This is a genomic window from Streptomyces sp. LE64, from assembly GCF_052606915.1.
Genome location: NZ_CP199708.1, coordinates 5,061,130 through 5,076,341, shown reverse-complemented (window position 1 = coordinate 5,076,341; position 15,212 = coordinate 5,061,130). Strand labels below are relative to the sequence as shown.

General features: G+C 74.0%; 15 protein-coding genes. 3 read left to right on the top strand and 12 right to left on the bottom strand.

The features are described from left to right. Nucleotides 1-31 precede the first annotated feature (31 nt). From truB to rimP, 7 genes are all read right to left on the bottom strand, one after another. Nucleotides 32-937, bottom strand: a complete 906-nt coding sequence (gene truB / locus ACSMX9_RS23050; protein ID WP_351246530.1) for a tRNA pseudouridine(55) synthase TruB — start codon at nucleotides 935-937, stop codon at nucleotides 32-34. Continuing rightward, entirely contained in the window at nucleotides 934-1,422 is a 489-nt protein-coding gene (gene rbfA / locus ACSMX9_RS23045) for a 30S ribosome-binding factor RbfA (RefSeq protein WP_445396588.1), read from the bottom strand. The genes truB and rbfA overlap by 4 nt, the downstream gene beginning before the upstream one ends. A gap of 91 nt (nucleotides 1,423-1,513) precedes the next feature. Next, nucleotides 1,514-1,807 carry a DUF503 domain-containing protein gene (locus ACSMX9_RS23040; RefSeq protein ID WP_351246534.1) on the bottom strand — a complete coding sequence of 98 codons (294 nt, stop codon included), beginning with the start codon at nucleotides 1,805-1,807 and terminating at the stop codon, nucleotides 1,514-1,516. A gap of 195 nt (nucleotides 1,808-2,002) precedes the next feature. Next, nucleotides 2,003-5,092: a translation initiation factor IF-2 gene (infB, locus tag ACSMX9_RS23035; protein ID WP_445396586.1), complete on the bottom strand. Its 3,090-nt coding sequence runs from the start codon at nucleotides 5,090-5,092 to the stop codon at nucleotides 2,003-2,005. A 146-nt stretch (nucleotides 5,093-5,238) separates the two neighbouring features. Continuing rightward, complete coding sequence (locus ACSMX9_RS23030) at nucleotides 5,239-5,541, bottom strand: YlxR family protein (RefSeq protein ID WP_351246538.1); 303 nt, start codon at nucleotides 5,539-5,541, stop codon at nucleotides 5,239-5,241. Nucleotides 5,542-5,636: 95 nt separating this feature from the next. Continuing rightward, nucleotides 5,637-6,632 carry a transcription termination factor NusA gene (gene nusA, locus ACSMX9_RS23025; RefSeq protein WP_445396584.1) on the bottom strand — a complete coding sequence of 332 codons (996 nt, stop codon included), beginning with the start codon at nucleotides 6,630-6,632 and terminating at the stop codon, nucleotides 5,637-5,639. 2 nt (nucleotides 6,633-6,634) lie between these two features. After that, the gene (rimP, locus tag ACSMX9_RS23020; protein WP_445396582.1) at nucleotides 6,635-7,183 is read right to left on the bottom strand and encodes a ribosome maturation factor RimP; all 549 of its coding nucleotides are present in this window, start codon (nucleotides 7,181-7,183) and stop codon (nucleotides 6,635-6,637) included. A 177-nt stretch (nucleotides 7,184-7,360) separates the two neighbouring features. Here rimP and ACSMX9_RS23015 point away from each other — a divergent pair, with 177 nt between their 5' ends. Genes ACSMX9_RS23015 through ACSMX9_RS23005 form a run of 3 tightly spaced genes read left to right on the top strand, consistent with a single transcriptional unit; the run spans nucleotide 7,361 to nucleotide 9,339 of the window. Next, nucleotides 7,361-7,897, top strand: coding sequence for a hypothetical protein (locus ACSMX9_RS23015; protein ID WP_445396580.1), 537 nt, complete (start codon nucleotides 7,361-7,363; stop codon nucleotides 7,895-7,897). Continuing rightward, nucleotides 7,894-8,373 carry a ferritin-like domain-containing protein gene (locus tag ACSMX9_RS23010; RefSeq protein WP_445396578.1) on the top strand — a complete coding sequence of 160 codons (480 nt, stop codon included), beginning with the start codon at nucleotides 7,894-7,896 and terminating at the stop codon, nucleotides 8,371-8,373. Before ACSMX9_RS23015 ends, ACSMX9_RS23010 begins: the two co-directional genes overlap by 4 nt. A 42-nt stretch (nucleotides 8,374-8,415) precedes the next feature. After that, the gene (locus ACSMX9_RS23005; protein WP_445396576.1) at nucleotides 8,416-9,339 is read left to right on the top strand and encodes an aminoglycoside phosphotransferase family protein; all 924 of its coding nucleotides are present in this window, start codon (nucleotides 8,416-8,418) and stop codon (nucleotides 9,337-9,339) included. A 42-nt stretch (nucleotides 9,340-9,381) separates the two neighbouring features. Here the strand turns inward: ACSMX9_RS23005 and ACSMX9_RS23000 are convergent, their stop codons facing one another. The 5 genes from ACSMX9_RS23000 to ACSMX9_RS22980 all read right to left on the bottom strand — a co-directional run bounded on the left by ACSMX9_RS23000 (nucleotide 9,382) and on the right by ACSMX9_RS22980 (nucleotide 15,095). Beyond that, nucleotides 9,382-11,076: a proline--tRNA ligase gene (locus tag ACSMX9_RS23000; RefSeq protein WP_445396574.1), complete on the bottom strand. Its 1,695-nt coding sequence runs from the start codon at nucleotides 11,074-11,076 to the stop codon at nucleotides 9,382-9,384. Between the two features lie 98 nt (nucleotides 11,077-11,174). Further along, entirely contained in the window at nucleotides 11,175-11,756 is a 582-nt protein-coding gene (locus tag ACSMX9_RS22995) for a GNAT family N-acetyltransferase (protein ID WP_351246552.1), read from the bottom strand. A gap of 84 nt (nucleotides 11,757-11,840) precedes the next feature. Then, a complete protein-coding gene (locus tag ACSMX9_RS22990) occupies nucleotides 11,841-13,157 on the bottom strand; it encodes a hypothetical protein (RefSeq protein ID WP_445403067.1) in 1,317 nt (438 codons plus the stop codon). A 125-nt stretch (nucleotides 13,158-13,282) separates the two neighbouring features. After that, a complete protein-coding gene (locus ACSMX9_RS22985; RefSeq protein ID WP_445396572.1) occupies nucleotides 13,283-14,131 on the bottom strand; it encodes a GNAT family N-acetyltransferase in 849 nt (282 codons plus the stop codon). A gap of 100 nt (nucleotides 14,132-14,231) precedes the next feature. Continuing rightward, complete coding sequence (locus tag ACSMX9_RS22980) at nucleotides 14,232-15,095, bottom strand: siderophore-interacting protein (protein WP_445396570.1); 864 nt, start codon at nucleotides 15,093-15,095, stop codon at nucleotides 14,232-14,234. Between the last annotated feature and the right edge of the window lie 117 nt (nucleotides 15,096-15,212).

Here is a 15,212-nt window from a genome sequence, read left to right as displayed (position 1 = left end):
GCACGGGCCGGGCGGGGCGGGACGGCGGGGTTCAGGCGAAGACCGCGAGGCTCTTGGCCTTGCCCCGGGACTCCTCGACGAGCACCAGGAACCGGCCGTCGGGGCCGTACACCCCGACCGCACCGGTGCCGGTGTACTCGTCGGGCATCTCCACCCGCACTCCGTTCAGCAGCAGCTTGGCGCGACGGGCGTCGACGTCCCAGCGGGGGAACGCCGCGTCCGCGGCTTCGGCGACCGGCATCACGGTCAGCTCGCGCTGGAGGTCGTCCAGGGTCTTGGCCGCGTCCAGCTTGTACGGGCCGACCCGGGTGCGGCGGAGCGCCGTGAGGTGGCCGCCGACGCCGAGGGCGGCGCCCAGGTCCCGGGCGAGCGCCCTGACGTACGTGCCGGAGGAGCACACCACCGAGACCACGACGTCCCGGACCGGCGTGCCGTCCTCGGCGACGGCCTCCCGCACGTCGTACACGGTGAACGAGGAGACGGTCACCGGGCGGGCCGGGATCTCGAAGTCCTCGCCCTCGCGGGCCCGCTTGTAGGAGCGCTTGCCGTCGATCTTGATGGCGCTGACCTTGGAGGGGACCTGCATGATGTCCCCGGTGAGCGCCTCGACGGCGGTGTCGATGGCGTCCCGGGTCACCGCGTCGGCCGGGGCGGTCCGGGTGGTCTCGCCCTCGGCGTCGTCGGTGACGGTGTCCTGGCCGAGCCGGATGGTGCCGAGGTACTCCTTCTCGGTGAGCGCCAGGTGGCCCAGGAGCTTGGTCGCCCGCTCGACGCCGAGCACCAGGACCCCGGTGGCCATGGGGTCGAGGGTTCCGGCGTGGCCGATCCGCCGGGTGCGGGCGATGCCGCGCATCTTGGCGACCACGTCGTGGGAGGTGAAGCCCGACGGCTTGTCGACGATGACGAGGCCGTCGGGCACGGGGTGCTTGCTGGTCATGCCCGGGAGCCGCCGCCGTTCTGCTCGTCGGCGTCGGTGCCTTCGGCGTCGGCGGCCTCCTCGTCCCCGGGCTTGCGGTACGGATCGGCCTCGCCGGCGTAGCGGGCCCCGGCGGAGGCCTCGCGGACCTTGGCGTCGGAGGTCCGCGCCTTGTCGAGGAGGTCCTCGATGGTCCGGGCGGTGTCGGGGAGGGCGTCGGCGACGAAGGTCAGGGTGGGGGTGAACTTCACGCCCGCGGCGCGGCCCACCTCGGAGCGCAGGACGCCCTTGGCGCTCTCCAGCCCGGCCGCCGCGGCGGCCCGCTCCTCGTCGTCCCCGTACACGGTGTAGAAGACGGTCGCCTCCCGCAGGTCACCGGTGACCCGGGTGTCGGTGATGGTGACATGGCTGCCCAGTCGGGGGTCCTTGATCCCGCGCTGGAGCTTCTGGGCCACCACCTCCCGGATGAGGTCCGCCAGCCTCTTGGCCCGCGCGTTGTCGGCCACTGGTCCGTCTCCTTCGTGAGAACTCGCTGTACTGCGTGTGCTGGGTGGGTGCGGCGCCGGTCGACCGGGCCGCTGGGACGCCGGCGACCCTTCAGTCGTCGTCCCGGTGGAGCCTGCGTCGTACGGACAGCAGTTCCACTTCCGGCCGTCCCGCAACCAGCCGCTCGCAGCTGTCGAGGACGTCGGACAGGTGCCCGGTGTCCCCGGACACGACCGCGAGGCCGATCTCGGCCCTGCGGTGGAGGTTCTGATTGCCGGTCTCGGCGACGCTCACCGCGTACTTGCGCTGGAGCTCCGCGACGATCGGCCGGACGAGTGAGCGTTTCTCCTTGAGCGAGCGGACGTCGCCGAGGAGCAGGTCGAAGGAGAGCGTCCCCACGTACATGTGCGTCCGGATGTCCCGCCGGTTCGGGTTCGTGGGCCGTGCGACCGGCCCGGCGACCCCGCCGATCGCACGGCGGGGGCACCTGAAACCGTACACGCGACGGCCGGGGCCGCTCGACGGGATTTCCCCCGCCGACCGACCCCGGACCGGAACGCGCGGGCCGCCCGGCGGGGTGCCGGGCGGCCACCGTGCGCACTAGGCGCGCGGCTTCTCGCGCATCTCGTACGTCGCGATGACGTCGTCGACCTTGATGTCGTTGAAGTTGCCGAGGTTGATACCGCCCTCGAAGCCTTCGCGGATCTCGGTGACGTCGTCCTTGAAGCGGCGCAGGCCCTCGATGTTGAGGTTCTCCGCGATGACCTTGCCGTCGCGCAGCAGACGGGCCTTGGTGTTCCGCTTGACCTCACCGGAGCGGATGAGGACACCCGCGATGTTGCCCAGCTTGGACGAGCGGAAGACCTCGCGGATCTCCGCCGTACCCAGCTCGACCTCTTCGAACTCCGGCTTGAGCATGCCCTTGAGGGCCGCCTCGATCTCCTCGATCGCCTGGTAGATGACCGAGTAGTAGCGGACGTCCACGCCCTCGCGCTCGGCCATCTGCTGCGCGCGCCCGGCGGCGCGCACGTTGAAGCCGATCACGATGGCGTCCGAGCCCATCGCCAGGTCGATGTCGGACTCCGTGACCGCACCGACGCCGCGGTGCAGGACCCGGATGTCGACCTCTTCGCCGACGTCGAGCTGGAGCAGCGAGGACTCCAGAGCCTCGACCGAACCGGACGCGTCGCCCTTGATGATGAGGTTGAGCTGCTGGATCTCGCCGGCCTTGAGCACCTTGTCCAGGTCCTCCAGGGAGACCCGACGGACCCGCTTGGCGAAGGCCGCGTTGCGCTCGCGCGCCGCGCGCTTCTCCGCGATCTGACGGGCCGTGCGGTCCTCGTCGACGACGATGAAGTTGTCGCCGGCGCCCGGGACGTTGGTGAGACCCAGGACCTGGACCGGCGTGGAGGGGCCGGCCTCGGCGACGACGTTGCCCTGGTCGTCGTGCATGGCACGGACCCGACCGTAGGCGTCGCCGACGACCATGGTGTCGCCGACCCGCAGCGTTCCGCGCTGGACCAGGACGGTCGCGGTGGCACCGCGGCCCCGGTCGAGGCGGGCCTCGATCGCGATGCCCTGTGCGTCCTGCTCCGGGTTGGCCCGCAGGTCGAGGGAGGCGTCGGCGGTGAGGACGACGGCCTCCAGCAGGCTGTCGATGTGCAGGCCCTGCTTGGCGGAGATGTCGACGAACATGGTGTCGCCGCCGTACTCCTCGGCCACCAGACCGAACTCGGTGAGCTGGCCGCGCACCTTGGTCGGGTCCGCGCCCTCGACGTCGATCTTGTTGACCGCGACCACGATCGGCACGTCGGCCGCCTTGGCGTGGTTCAGCGCCTCGATCGTCTGGGGCATCACACCGTCGTTGGCCGCCACCACGAGGATCGCGATGTCGGTCGACTTGGCACCGCGGGCACGCATGGCGGTGAACGCCTCGTGACCCGGGGTGTCGATGAAGGTGATCTTGCGGTCTTCACCGTTGACCTCGGCCGCGACCTGGTAGGCACCGATGTGCTGGGTGATGCCGCCGGCCTCGCCCGCGATGACGTTGGTCTTGCGGATGGCGTCGAGCAGTCGGGTCTTTCCGTGGTCGACGTGGCCCATGACGGTGACGACCGGCGGACGCGAGACCAGGTACTCCTCGCCGCCCTCGTCCTCGCCGAACTCCAGGTCGAAGGACTCCAGGAGCTCGCGGTCCTCCTCCTCGGGGGAGACGACCTGGACGGTGTAGTTCATCTCCTCGGCCAGCATGACCAGGGTGTCGTCGGACACCGACTGGGTCGCGGTGACCATTTCGCCCAGGTTCATCATGACCGCGACGAGGGACGCCGGGTTGGCGCCGATCTTCTCGGCGAAGTCGGTGAGCGAGGCACCGCGCGACAGGCGGATGGTCTCGCCGTTGCCGCGGGGCAGCATCACGCCGCCGACCGACGGGGCCTGCATGGCCTCGTACTCCTGGCGCCGCTGCCGCTTCGACTTGCGCCCGCGACGCGCCGGACCGCCGGGACGACCGAAGGCGCCCTGCGTGCCACCGCGACCGCCGGGGCCGCCGGGACGACCGCCGAAGCCGGGACGGCCACCGCCGCCACCGAAGCCGCCGCCACCACCGGGACGACCGGCGAAGCCGCCGCCGCCACCGGGACGGGCACCGCCGCCACCACCGGGACGACCGGCGAAGCCGCCGCCGCCACCGGGACGACCGCCGCCGCCGCCCGGACGGGCACCGCCGCCGGGACCGCGACCGCCGGGGCCGCCGCCGGGGCGGGGGCCGGCAGCCGGACGCTGCGGCATCATGCCGGGGTTCGGACGGTTGCCGCCGGGGCCGCCGCCGGGACGCGGGGCCTGCGGACGGGGCATGCCGCCCGGAGTCGGACGCGCACCGCCGGGACCGGCCGGCGGGCGGGGGCCGCCCTGACCGGCGCCCTGCGGACGCGGAGCGCCGCCGGGGGCACCGGGGCCGCCGGGACGCGGGGCACCGCCGGGACGGGGCGCCTGCGGGCGCGCCATGCCGGTGGAACCGCCGGAGGTGAACGGGTTGTTGCCCGGACGCGGGCCCGCGGGGCGGGCACCGGGACGCGGGGCCTGACCGCCGGGACGGGGCGCCTGGCCACCGGGACGCGGACCGCCGGAGCGGTCGCCGCCGCGCTGCTGGCCGCCCTGGCCCTGACCGCCCGGACGCCCACCGGGACGCGGACCGTCGGGACGGGGGCCACCGGGACGCGGACCGTCCGCGGGACGCGCGGGCGCGGCCGGCGGAGCGGTGAACTCCGGAACGCCCGGGGCGGGCGTCGCCGGGCCGGGGCGCGGCGCGGCCTTGGGGCCCGGGGTGGGCCGCGGGCCGGCAGCCGGCGGGGCGGGACGCTCCGCCGCGGGCGGCTTGGGCGCCGCGGGGCGCGGCGGGCCCGGACGGGCCGCCGGCGCCGGGGCCGTCTGACCGGCCGCACCCGGGGTCGCCGAAGGCGCCGCGGGCATCGGGGGCCGCGGCGTGGCCTTCCTGGGTGCCGAGGGCTTGGCGCCGGACCTGCCGGAGCCGCCGCCCTGGAAGGCGTCGGTCAGTTTGCGTACTACGGGCGCCTCGATCGTCGAGGACGCCGAACGGACGAATTCACCGAGTTCCTGGAGCTTGGCCATGACGACCTTGCTCTCCACACCGAACTCCTTGGCGAGCTCGTATACCCGGACCTTAGCCACTTCGCTCCTTTGAGGTCCGGGTTACGCCGGACCGTCGCTACTTCATGGGCGTACTCATCGCGTACTCATCGAGTGCTCATCGCAATCTCGACCTACTTCCCACTCGCGAGGTACGGGGCCGCACGGGGTCGTGCGGCCGCCTCTTCTTACGTGTTGCGTGCTTCGCCTGGTGCGGCGGGCCCACCCGTGACCATCCGGCTCAGCGCCTCGGTGTCGAGCTGACCCCGGGCCTTCAGGGCCCGGACGAGAGCGCGACGGCGCACCGCCAGATCGAGACAGGCCGGAACGGGATGCAGGTAGGCACCCCGACCGGGCAGCGTACCGCGTGGATCGGGGACGCAGGCGTCCCCTTCCCGCACGATGCGCAACAGCTCGGTCTTGGCCGCTCGCTCCCGGCACCCCACACAGGTGCGCTCAGGGCACGCGCGGGCATGCGTCCGGCCAGACACGCTCTAGTCTACCTCCCCGTACCGGCCCCATACCCGTGGGGCGGGCCACTCACCTGATGCTTTTCCTCGCCCGCCGGCGCGCGGGCGCCGCCGGGTCAGTCGCCCGACTCCTGCTGCGGCTCGGTGTCCGGGCGGATGTCGATGCGCCAGCCGGTGAGGCGGGCGGCGAGGCGGGCGTTCTGGCCCTCCTTGCCGATCGCCAGGGAGAGCTGGTAATCGGGCACCGTGACCCGGGCGGAGCGCGCCGCGAGGTCCACGACCTCGACCTTGGTCACCCGCGCGGGCGACAGGGCGTTGGCCACCATCTCGGCGGGGTCGTCGGACCAGTCGACGATGTCGATCTTCTCGCCGTTGAGCTCGGCCATGACGTTGCGGACCCGGCCGCCCATGGGGCCGATGCAGGCGCCCTTGGCGTTGAGTCCGGAACGGGCGGAGCGGACCGCGATCTTGGAGCGGTGACCGGCCTCGCGGGCGATGGCGGCGATCTCGACGGACCCGTCGGCGATCTCCGGGACCTCCAGCGCGAACAGCTTCTTCACCAGGTTGGGGTGGGTGCGCGAGAGCGTGACGGACGGGCCGCGCACGCCCTTGGCCACCCGGACGACGTAGGACCGCAGCCGCATCCCGTGCGGGTACTCCTCGCCGGGGACCTGCTCCTGCGTCGGCAGGATGGCTTCCAGCTTGCCGATGTCCACCAGGACGTTGCGCGGGTCGCGGCCCTGCTGGACCACGCCGGTGACGATGTCGCCCTCCCGGCCGGCGTACTCACCGAGGGTGGCGTCGTCCTCGGCGTCCCGCAGCCGCTGGAGGATCACCTGCTTGGCCGTGGTGGCGGCGATGCGCCCGAAGTCCGAGGGGGTGTCGTCGAACTCGCGGGGCTCCTGCCCCTCCTCCAGGTCCTCGGGGTCCTCCTTCGCCCAGACGGTCACGTGACCGCTCTCCCGGTCGAGTTGGACGCGCGCCCGGCGGCGGCTCCCCTCGGTGCGGTGGTAGGCGATGAGGAGGGCCGACTCGATCGCCTCGACCAGCAGCGAGAAGGAGATCTCCTTCTCGCGCACCAGCCCCCGCAGGGCACTCATGTCGATGTCCACGACTACGCCTCCTCTTCTTCCGTGCTGTTGTCGCTCTTGTTGCCGTTGTTGTCGTCGCCGTGGTCGGCCTCGCCGGCCTTGCGGTTGAACTCGATCTCCACCCGGGCCTTGGCGACCTCGTCGAAGGCGAGCCGGCGGGCGGTGGGCTTGCGGCCCTTGACGCCGGGGACCTGGAGGTCCAGCCCCTCCTCGTCCACCGCGAGCACCCGGGCGGTCAGCTCGCCGCCCGCCACGAGCTGGAAGCGGACCAGCCGGCCGGTCGCCCGCACGTAGTGCCGGTGCCGGGTCAGCGGACGGTCCGCGCCGGGGGAGGTGACCTCCAGGACGTACTCGCCCGCGCCCATGGCGTCGGTGCTGTCGAGGGTGTCCGAGATCGCGCGGCTCAGCTCCGCGCAGGTGTCCAGGAGCACGCCCTCGTCCGAGTCCACCACCACCCGCAGCACCCGCCGCTTGCCTGCCGGAGAGACGCTGACCTCCTCCAGGTCGAGGTCCTGGGCGGTCACGAGCGGTTCCAGCAGCTCTCGCAGCCTCTCGCTCTGGGTGGTGCTCATCCGGGTGACTCCTCGGCCGCGTGTGCTGTTGTGGGATGGTCCTGTGTCCGGTCCACAGGGTATCCGCTCCCGAAGGGTGTTGCCGTCCGCGGCCCGGCCCCGGACGGGTACGGTGATCAAGGCGCGCCGTGCGCCCCCTTCCCGTTCCGCCACCGCGAGCCCCCGAGGACGTCCGCCATGCCGTTCCCCCTGCCGTCGCGCGCCCGGTCCGGACCACGCCGGAGGAGCCTGCTCGCCGGCGCCGCGGGCGCCGTGCTGCTCACCGGCTGCACGGGGGACGGGGACGACGGCCCGGCGGGTGCGGCGAGGAAGCAGTCGTCCGCGGCGGAGCGGGCGCGGCGGTCCACCGCCGAGGAGAGCCGGGCCCTGGGCGCCCTCTACGACCGGGTGGGCACCGCGCACCCGGCCCTGGCCGAGCGGCTGGCCCCGTTGCGGGCGGAGGTGGCCCGCCACGAAGCGGCCTTCGCCCGCGGCGGGGCCTCCCCCTCCCCCACCGCGTCCCCCTCGTCGACCGCATCGGCCCCGGCCGCCCCGCCGGCGGTGCCGGACGATCCGCGGGGCGCGCTCGCGGCGCTCGCCGAGCGGGAGCGGAAGCTGGCCGGAGCACGGACCGAGCGGTCCCTGGAGGCGCCCGGCGAACTGGCCCGGCTGCTCGCCTCGGTAGCGGCGGCCGGCGCCGCGCACGTGTATCTGTTGACGGAGGGCGAGAAGTGACGGAACAGCGGGCCGAGGCCGCGGAGTTGACGGCGCTGCGGGCGGCGCTGGCCGCCGAGCACGCCGCGGTGTACGGGTACGGCGTGGTGGGCGGCCGGGTGCACGAGGACCGGCGCGGCGAGGCCCGCACCGCGTACGAGGCGCATCGGGCCCGTCGCGACGAACTGGTGCGCACGGTGCGAGACCTGGGCGGCGAGCCGGAGGCCGCGGCGCCCGCCTACGCCCTGCCCTTCCCGGTCGCGGACACCGCGGGCGCGGTCCGGCTCGCCGCCCGGTTGGAGGACGGGCTGGCCGGGGCGTACGCGGACCTGGTGCGGGCCAGCGGGGGCGCCCGGCGGCGCGCGGCGGTGGACGCCTTGCGGGAGGCGGCGGTCCGCGCCGCGCGCTGGCGGGGCGGCAGCGTAGCCTTCCCTGGGCTCGCCGAGCGGGCCGCGGCGCCGGGCGGCGCGTCGGCGGCTTCCCGGGCACCCCGGTAGGCCGACGCCGCCGACGTCTCCGAGGGAAGGACACCCCCGCTCATGGTTTTCGAAGCGCCGGAACGGTTGGTCCGGGCGCTGGCCGGGGCACCTGCGGACGGTGCTCCGCAGGCGGCGGCCGACGAGGCGTGGCTCGGGGCGTTGCCCGCGCTCCTCAAGGAGGCGGTGGACGGCGCCGGGCTGACGGTGGAGCGGGTGCGGGTGCCCGGTGGGCGCAGTTCCCTGGTGGTGTTGGTGACCCTCGCGGACGGATCGCCGGCGGTGTGCAAGCTGGCCCCGCCGGGGGCGCGCCCGGAGCGGGAGCGGGCGGCCCTGGAGCACTGGGGCGGCACGGGTGCGGTCCGAGTGCTCGCCGGGGGCCCGGCCGGGGGCGGGATGCTGCTGGAGCGGTTGCGGCCCGACGTGTCGGTGCGTTCGCTGCCGGAGGCGAAGGCGATGCTGGAGGCGGCGGGGGTGCTGCGCCGACTGTGGGTCGCGCCGCCCCCCGAGCACCCGTTCGAGACCGTCACCGAGGTGACCGGGCGGCAGGCGGCGGTGCTGGCGGCCGGGGCGGACGCGGGGGCGGAGGGGTTCGACGCCCTGGTGACGGCGGCACTGGAGGCACGGGAGGGGCTGGTGGCGGTGCCGGTCCAGGAACGGCTGCTGCACGGAACGTTTCGCCAGAGCAAGGCGCTGGCCGGCGAGCGGACGCCGTGGCTGGCGGTGGGGCCGGAGCCGGTGGTGGGCGATCCCGCGTACGACCTGGCCCGGCTGGTGCGGGACCGGGTCGAGGACCTGGTGGCGACGGCGTCCGGGGCGAGCGCGGCCCGGCGTCGGGTGCGGCGGCTGGCGGAGTCGCTGGAGGTGGACGCCGAGCGGGTGCGGGGGTGGGCGCTGTTCCGGGCCGTCGAGTCCGCGCGGCGGTCGCTGGCCCGGGGGCAGCGGTCGGAGGCGGAGTTGTTGATGGAGTACGCGACCTGGTTGTGAGGCGGTCCGGGGGCTCCCTCGGCGGGAGCCCCCGGAGACCGGTCAGGCGGTGAGGCGGGCGATCGCCTCGGCGACGGGGAGTTCCTCGCGCTCGCCGGTGCGACGGTCCTTGATCTCCACCACGCCCTCGGCGGTGCGCCGCCCGGCGACCACGATGGTGGGCACGCCGATCAGTTCGGCGTCGGTGAACTTGACCCCGGGCGAGACCCCGGCCCGGTCGTCGACGAGGACCCGCACGCCCCGCGCGGCGAGCTGCTCGGCGACGTCGAGCGCCAGCTCGGTCTGGGCGGCCTTGCCCGCAGCGACCACGTGGACGTCGGCGGGGGCGACCTCCGGCGACCAGCACAGGCCCTTCTCGTCGGCGGACTGCTCGGCGAGGGCGGCGACCGCGCGGGAGACGCCGATGCCGTAGGAGCCCATGGTGACCCGGACCGGCTTGCCCTGCTGGCCGAGCACGTCGAGCTGGAAGGTGTCGGCGTACTTGCGGCCGAGCTGGAAGATGTGGCCGATCTCGATGGCGCGGTCCAGCTTCAGGCCCGCCCCGCAGTTGGGGCAGGGGTCGCCGGCCTCGACGACGACCACGTCGAGGTACTCGTCCACCGTGAAGTCGCGGCCGGCGACGACGTTGCGGGCGTGGGTGCCGGGCTTGTTGGCGCCGGTGATCCAGGCGGTGCCGGGGGCGACCCGGGGGTCGGCGAGGTAGCGGACCTTCTCCAGGCCCTGGGGGCCGACGTAGCCGCGGACCAGTTCGGGGCGGCCCTCGAAGTCCTCGGCGGTGACCAGTTCGACCACGGCCGGGGCGAGGTGCTCGCCGAGCTTGCCGAGGTCGACCTCGCGGTTGCCGGGCACCCCGACGGCGACGATCTCGCCGTCCACCTTCACCAGGAGGTTCTTGAGGGTCGCGGCGGCGGGGACGCCCAGGTGCTCGGCGAGCGTCTCGATGGTCGGGGTGTCGGGGGTGTCCAGTTCCTCGACCGGGCCGTGCTCCTGGTCGGTGACCGGGGTCAGCGCGAAGGTGACGGCCTCGGTGTTGGCGGCGTAGGAGCAGGAGGGGCAGTCCACGAAGGTGTCCTCGCCGGCGGCGGCGGGCGCCAGGAACTCCTCGGAGGCGGAGCCGCCCATCGCGCCGGAGACCGCGGAGACGATCCGGTAGTCGAGGCCGAGCCGCTGGAAGATCTTCTGGTACGCCTCGCGGTGCAGCCGGTAGGACTCGGCGAGGCCCTCGTCGGTGGTGTCGAAGGAGTACGAGTCCTTCATCTGGAACTCGCGTCCGCGCAGCACGCCGGAGCGGGGGCGGGCCTCGTCGCGGTACTTGGTCTGGATCTGGTAGAGCATGATCGGCAGGTCCTTGTAGGACGCGGCCTGGTCCTTGACCACGAGGGTGAAGATCTCCTCGTGGGTGGGGCCGAGCAGGTACTCGGCGCCCTTGCGGTCCTTGAGGCGGAACAGCAGGTCGCCGTACTCCTCCCAGCGGGCGGACGCCTCGTAGGGCTCCTTGGGCAGCAGGGCGGGGAGCAGCACCTCCTGGGCGCCGATGGCGTCCATCTCCTCGCGGACCACCCGCGAGACGTTGTCGAGGACCTTCTTGCCGAGCGGCAGCCAGGTCCAGATGCCCGCCGAGTTGCGGCGCACGTATCCGGCGCGGACCAGCAGCTTGTGGCTGAGCGTCTCGGCGTCCGCCGGGTCGTCGCGCAGTGTCTTGAGCATCAATCGGGACATGCGCTGGACCTGGGCCATGGTGAACTCCTGCGTGGAAAGGGTGGTGGCAGGAGGTTAGCCGGGCCCTGCGGGCCCGCGGAAATCCGCGGTGCGCCCGGCCGGGGCCGGGCCGGGCCTCAGGGGGCCGGTGCGCGGCGGAGCAGCGGCAGCGCGGCACCCATGATCGCGTACGGACGGGGGGCGCTGGGGAAGTGGACGCGGCGGGCCAGGTCCCGGTAGCCGAGCGCCTGGTAGAGGGCGCGGGCGGGGCTGTCGGTGTCGATCGCGGAGAGGATCGAGCGGGGTTCGGCGGCGGTGTCGGTGAGGGCGGTGATCAGCGATCTGCCGATGCCCCGGTTCTGGTGGCGGGTGCGCACGTGCAGTTCGGTGATCACGAACGAGTCGTCGAGCCAGCCGTCGTTGCCCTGGAGCCGCAGGTAGGGCTGGACGACGCTGGACCACCAGTGGGTGCGGTCGTTGGGCATCCCGTAGACGAATCCGACCAGTCGGCCGCCGGGGAGGGTGGCGCCGAAGGCCCGGGCCCCGGGCTGGTTCATGTGGCGCTGGACGATCTGTCGGCGGACGTTGATCTCGTCCCGCCCCAGTCCGAAGGCGTCCGCCTGGACGGCGAGCGCCTCGTCCACCCGGGTCGCGAGGTCGAGGGGCCCGATGGTGACGTCGTCGGGGGTGCGCGCGCCGAACCCGGGAATCCGCAGCATGGGGCGAGCGTACCCCGGGTACGCGCGCCGGTCGGGAGGTGCTCCCGCGGGCGGGGGCGGGGCCGTGCGGGCTCGACCGCCGGCCTAGACGGGCAGTGCGGGGAACACGACCACCGAGCCGTCCTCGTCGCGGGCGATCTCGATCGCCACGTCAGTGGCGCGGTGGTGGACCGTGACGCCGCTGCCCAGTTGGTGGATCCGATGCGCCGCGCTCATGAGGCGATCGACTTCGCTGGTCGTGAAGACGGGGCGCCGACCGTTCGGGCGCGCCAGCTCCAGGGCCGACAGCCGGACCAGGACGCCGGCGATGCCCGACTCCAGTGCGTCGAGGTGGTGCTGATCGCGCTTGAGTGCCCGAGTGAAGTTCTCGAACGGATTGCCGGGGTCGCCCTGGGCCTGCTCGACGGCCTGGAGGACGACCACCCGCCGCTTCAGCGCGACGGCCAGGGCAGCGAGTTCGAGGTGGGTGCGGAAGGCTCCCCCGTGGCCGTCGACGCCGGGGAACGACTTGGTCAAGGTGCCGAGTTCGACGGCCTCGCCCTCGGGCACTCCGTCCAACGCGCTCCGCCATCGGTCGAGACGGCCTTCCGCCTTGCTCAGCGCCGTGTCGATGGCGTGCACCGCCGAGTCGAGTCCCAGCGAGACGCCGAGCCTGCCCTGGTCGAGCAGGACGGCCGTGGCCTTGTCGATGGCGCCGCGGCAGCCGTCGAGTGCGCTGCGCTCGTCGTCGAGCTTGTCCTCCTGGAGTTGCTCCAACAGTTCCGTGATGTGCTCGATGGCCTGCTGGCGCTTGTGGTCGGCGTGCGCGCTCGCCCCCACCGCCACGGCCATGAGCACGAGCGGAGCGGCCACGGTCAGCGCCGTGCCACCGGCGGCCGCGACACCGGCGGTCGCACCCGCCCCGCCGGCGGTGCCCGCCGCAGCCGCGCCTCCGACCGGCACGAACGTCGCTTTGGAAGCGAGCCTGCCCGTCGTGGTGTTCACGAAGTCCCCGAACACGCAACCGGTTGCCGCCGCGTTCGGCACCATCGGGCGGATGACGCCCTGCCCGAGTTGGGCGGCGACCTTCGCCGGGATCACCATGCGGTACAGGTTCTCGCCGGAAGCGGTCGCCCTGGCCGCGGTGAGGGAGCTTCGGGCCGATTGCGCGACGAACTGTGACAGGTGCTGCGCCAGAGGACTCGCGGCGTCGAGCGGGATGCCACGGCCGCGGTCGATCCGGTCGGGCAACGGATGCACTTCGAGCGTGACGATCGGCTCCTCGGCCAGGGCGGCCAGCACTCCGCGCAGTTCGGCCAGGCGCTCGCCCGTCATCGACTCGCCCGCGGTCAACCCCGGCACGCGGACGTCCGAGGTCGCCAGCGTCCACACGGGCACGGTCGTCTTGCGCTCGTCGCTCATCGTCTCCCCCTCGATCTTCGGCAGCAGCATACGTCCGGGGTCGAGTCCGTACGACGCATGTCCGTCCTGCGCGGATCACGGCGCGCGCCCCCGCGTCGCCCGGATCGGACCGCTCCGGAACCGGGTCAGAAGAGGACGCTCATGAAGGCGCCGGTCTCCTGGAAGCCGACCCGGCGGTAGGTGGCCCGGGCGGCGGTGTTGTAGTCGTTGACGTAGAGGCTCACCAGGGGGGCGACGTCGGCGAGGGCGTAGCGGAGCACCGCGGCCATGCCGGGGGCCGCGTGCCCCCGGCCCCGGTACTCGGGGGCCACCCACACGCCCTGGATCTGGCAGGCGCGGGGGGTGGCGGCGCCGATCTCGGCCTTGAAGACGACCTTGCCGTCCGGGTCGATCCGGGCGAAGGCGCGGCCGGATCCGACCAGTTCGGCGACCCTGGCCTGGTAGAGGAGGCCGCCGTCGCCGGCGAGCGGGGAGACGCCGACCTCCTCGGTGAACATGGCCACGCAGGCCGGCATGATCGTGTCCATCTCGTCCTTGCGGACGCGTCGGACGTACGGGTCGGGGACGACGTCCCCGGGGAGCCGGTCGGTGACCATCAGGGGCTGGTGGGGGCGGACCTCGCGGGCCGGCCCCCAGGCCGGTTCGAGCAGTTGCCACAGGGTGGCGGTGGTCTCCGCCGGGCCGACGATGGAGGAGCAGCGGCGGCCTGCGCGGCGGGCCCGGTCGGCGAAGGCCCGCACCGCGCGGGGGGTCGCGCACAGGGGCACCAGGTTGGCGCCCGCGTAGCAGAGGGACTCCAGCGCGCCGTTCTCGTACCAGCCCCACATCTCGCCGCCCAGGCGCCAGGGGTCGAGGCCGGCGACCTGGACCCGGGAGATGACGAAGGCGTTCGCCACCGGGTCCCGGTCGAGGACCGCGAGGGCGGCTGCGAGGTCGCTCGGTTCGAGGACCCGGGTGGATGGTTGCGTCAACACGGGCGTGAGGGCCTCACCGGGTGGGCTGCTGGTCTTCGCACTGTACCCGGCGCGGCGGTGCGGCGGCCGGGGCCCTTCCGGGCCGGTGGCGGGGGCGGGCTCAGGCCCCGCGTTCCTCGGCGAGCTCCCGCTGGAGCTCCTCGCGTTCGGCGGTGTCCTCGGTGGTGAGGCCGTCGTCCTGGGCGAGGGCGAGGCGCCAGTAGCCGGTGAAGGCGATGTGCCGCTTGTCGACGCCGCGGTCGGCCACCAGGTGGCGGCGGACGGCGCGGACCGCCCCTGCCTCGCCGGACACCCAGGCGAAGACCTCGCCCGGGGGGAAGACGGCCCGGCGCACCGCGTCGACCAGCACGGTGGACCGGCCCGGGGAAACGTTTCCTCGGTGCACCCAGTGGGCGTCCACCCGGGCCGGGCTGCTCCAGGGCTGCTCCTCGCCGGCGTCCGCGACCTCCGCGATGACCAGGGCGTGCTCGTCCGGGCCGAGGTCCTCCAGCAGGGCGCCGATCGCGGGCAGCGCGGTCTCGTCCCCGACGAACAGCTTCCAGTCCGGGGCCCCGGCGGTGCGCAGGTTGCTGAGGGCCGGGCCGACCAGGCCGATCACGTCCCCGGGCCCGGCCGCGTACGCCCAGCGCGCGGCGGGGCCCTCGCCGCCCCGCGGACCGTGCAGCACGAAGTCCACGTCGATCTCCCGCCGGGCGGGCCGGTGGTGGCGCACCGAGTAGGTGCGCATCCAGGGCCGCTCGGGTGCGGGGATGGCCAGGTACCGCTGGTACCAGGTGACCGGGTCCCGGTCGGCGGGCGGTTCGGGCATCCGGGGCGCCCGCCCGTCGCGCCCGAAGAACAGCTTGACCTGCTGGTCGGGGGCGAGGGGGACGAAGTCCGCCAGCCCCTCGCCGGTGAGGGTGATGCGCCGCATGCCGGGGGTGACGTCGGTCACCGCGGTCACGCGCAGTTCGGCGTGGATCACGAAGGTGCGCCCTTTCTCCCGGGTGCCCCGCGCCCGCCCCCGGCGTCGACGCGGAGCCCCCTCGGTAAGTAAGGCACACCTTACGTAGCAGGGTCCGGGGCCGCCGCGGCGGCCCTC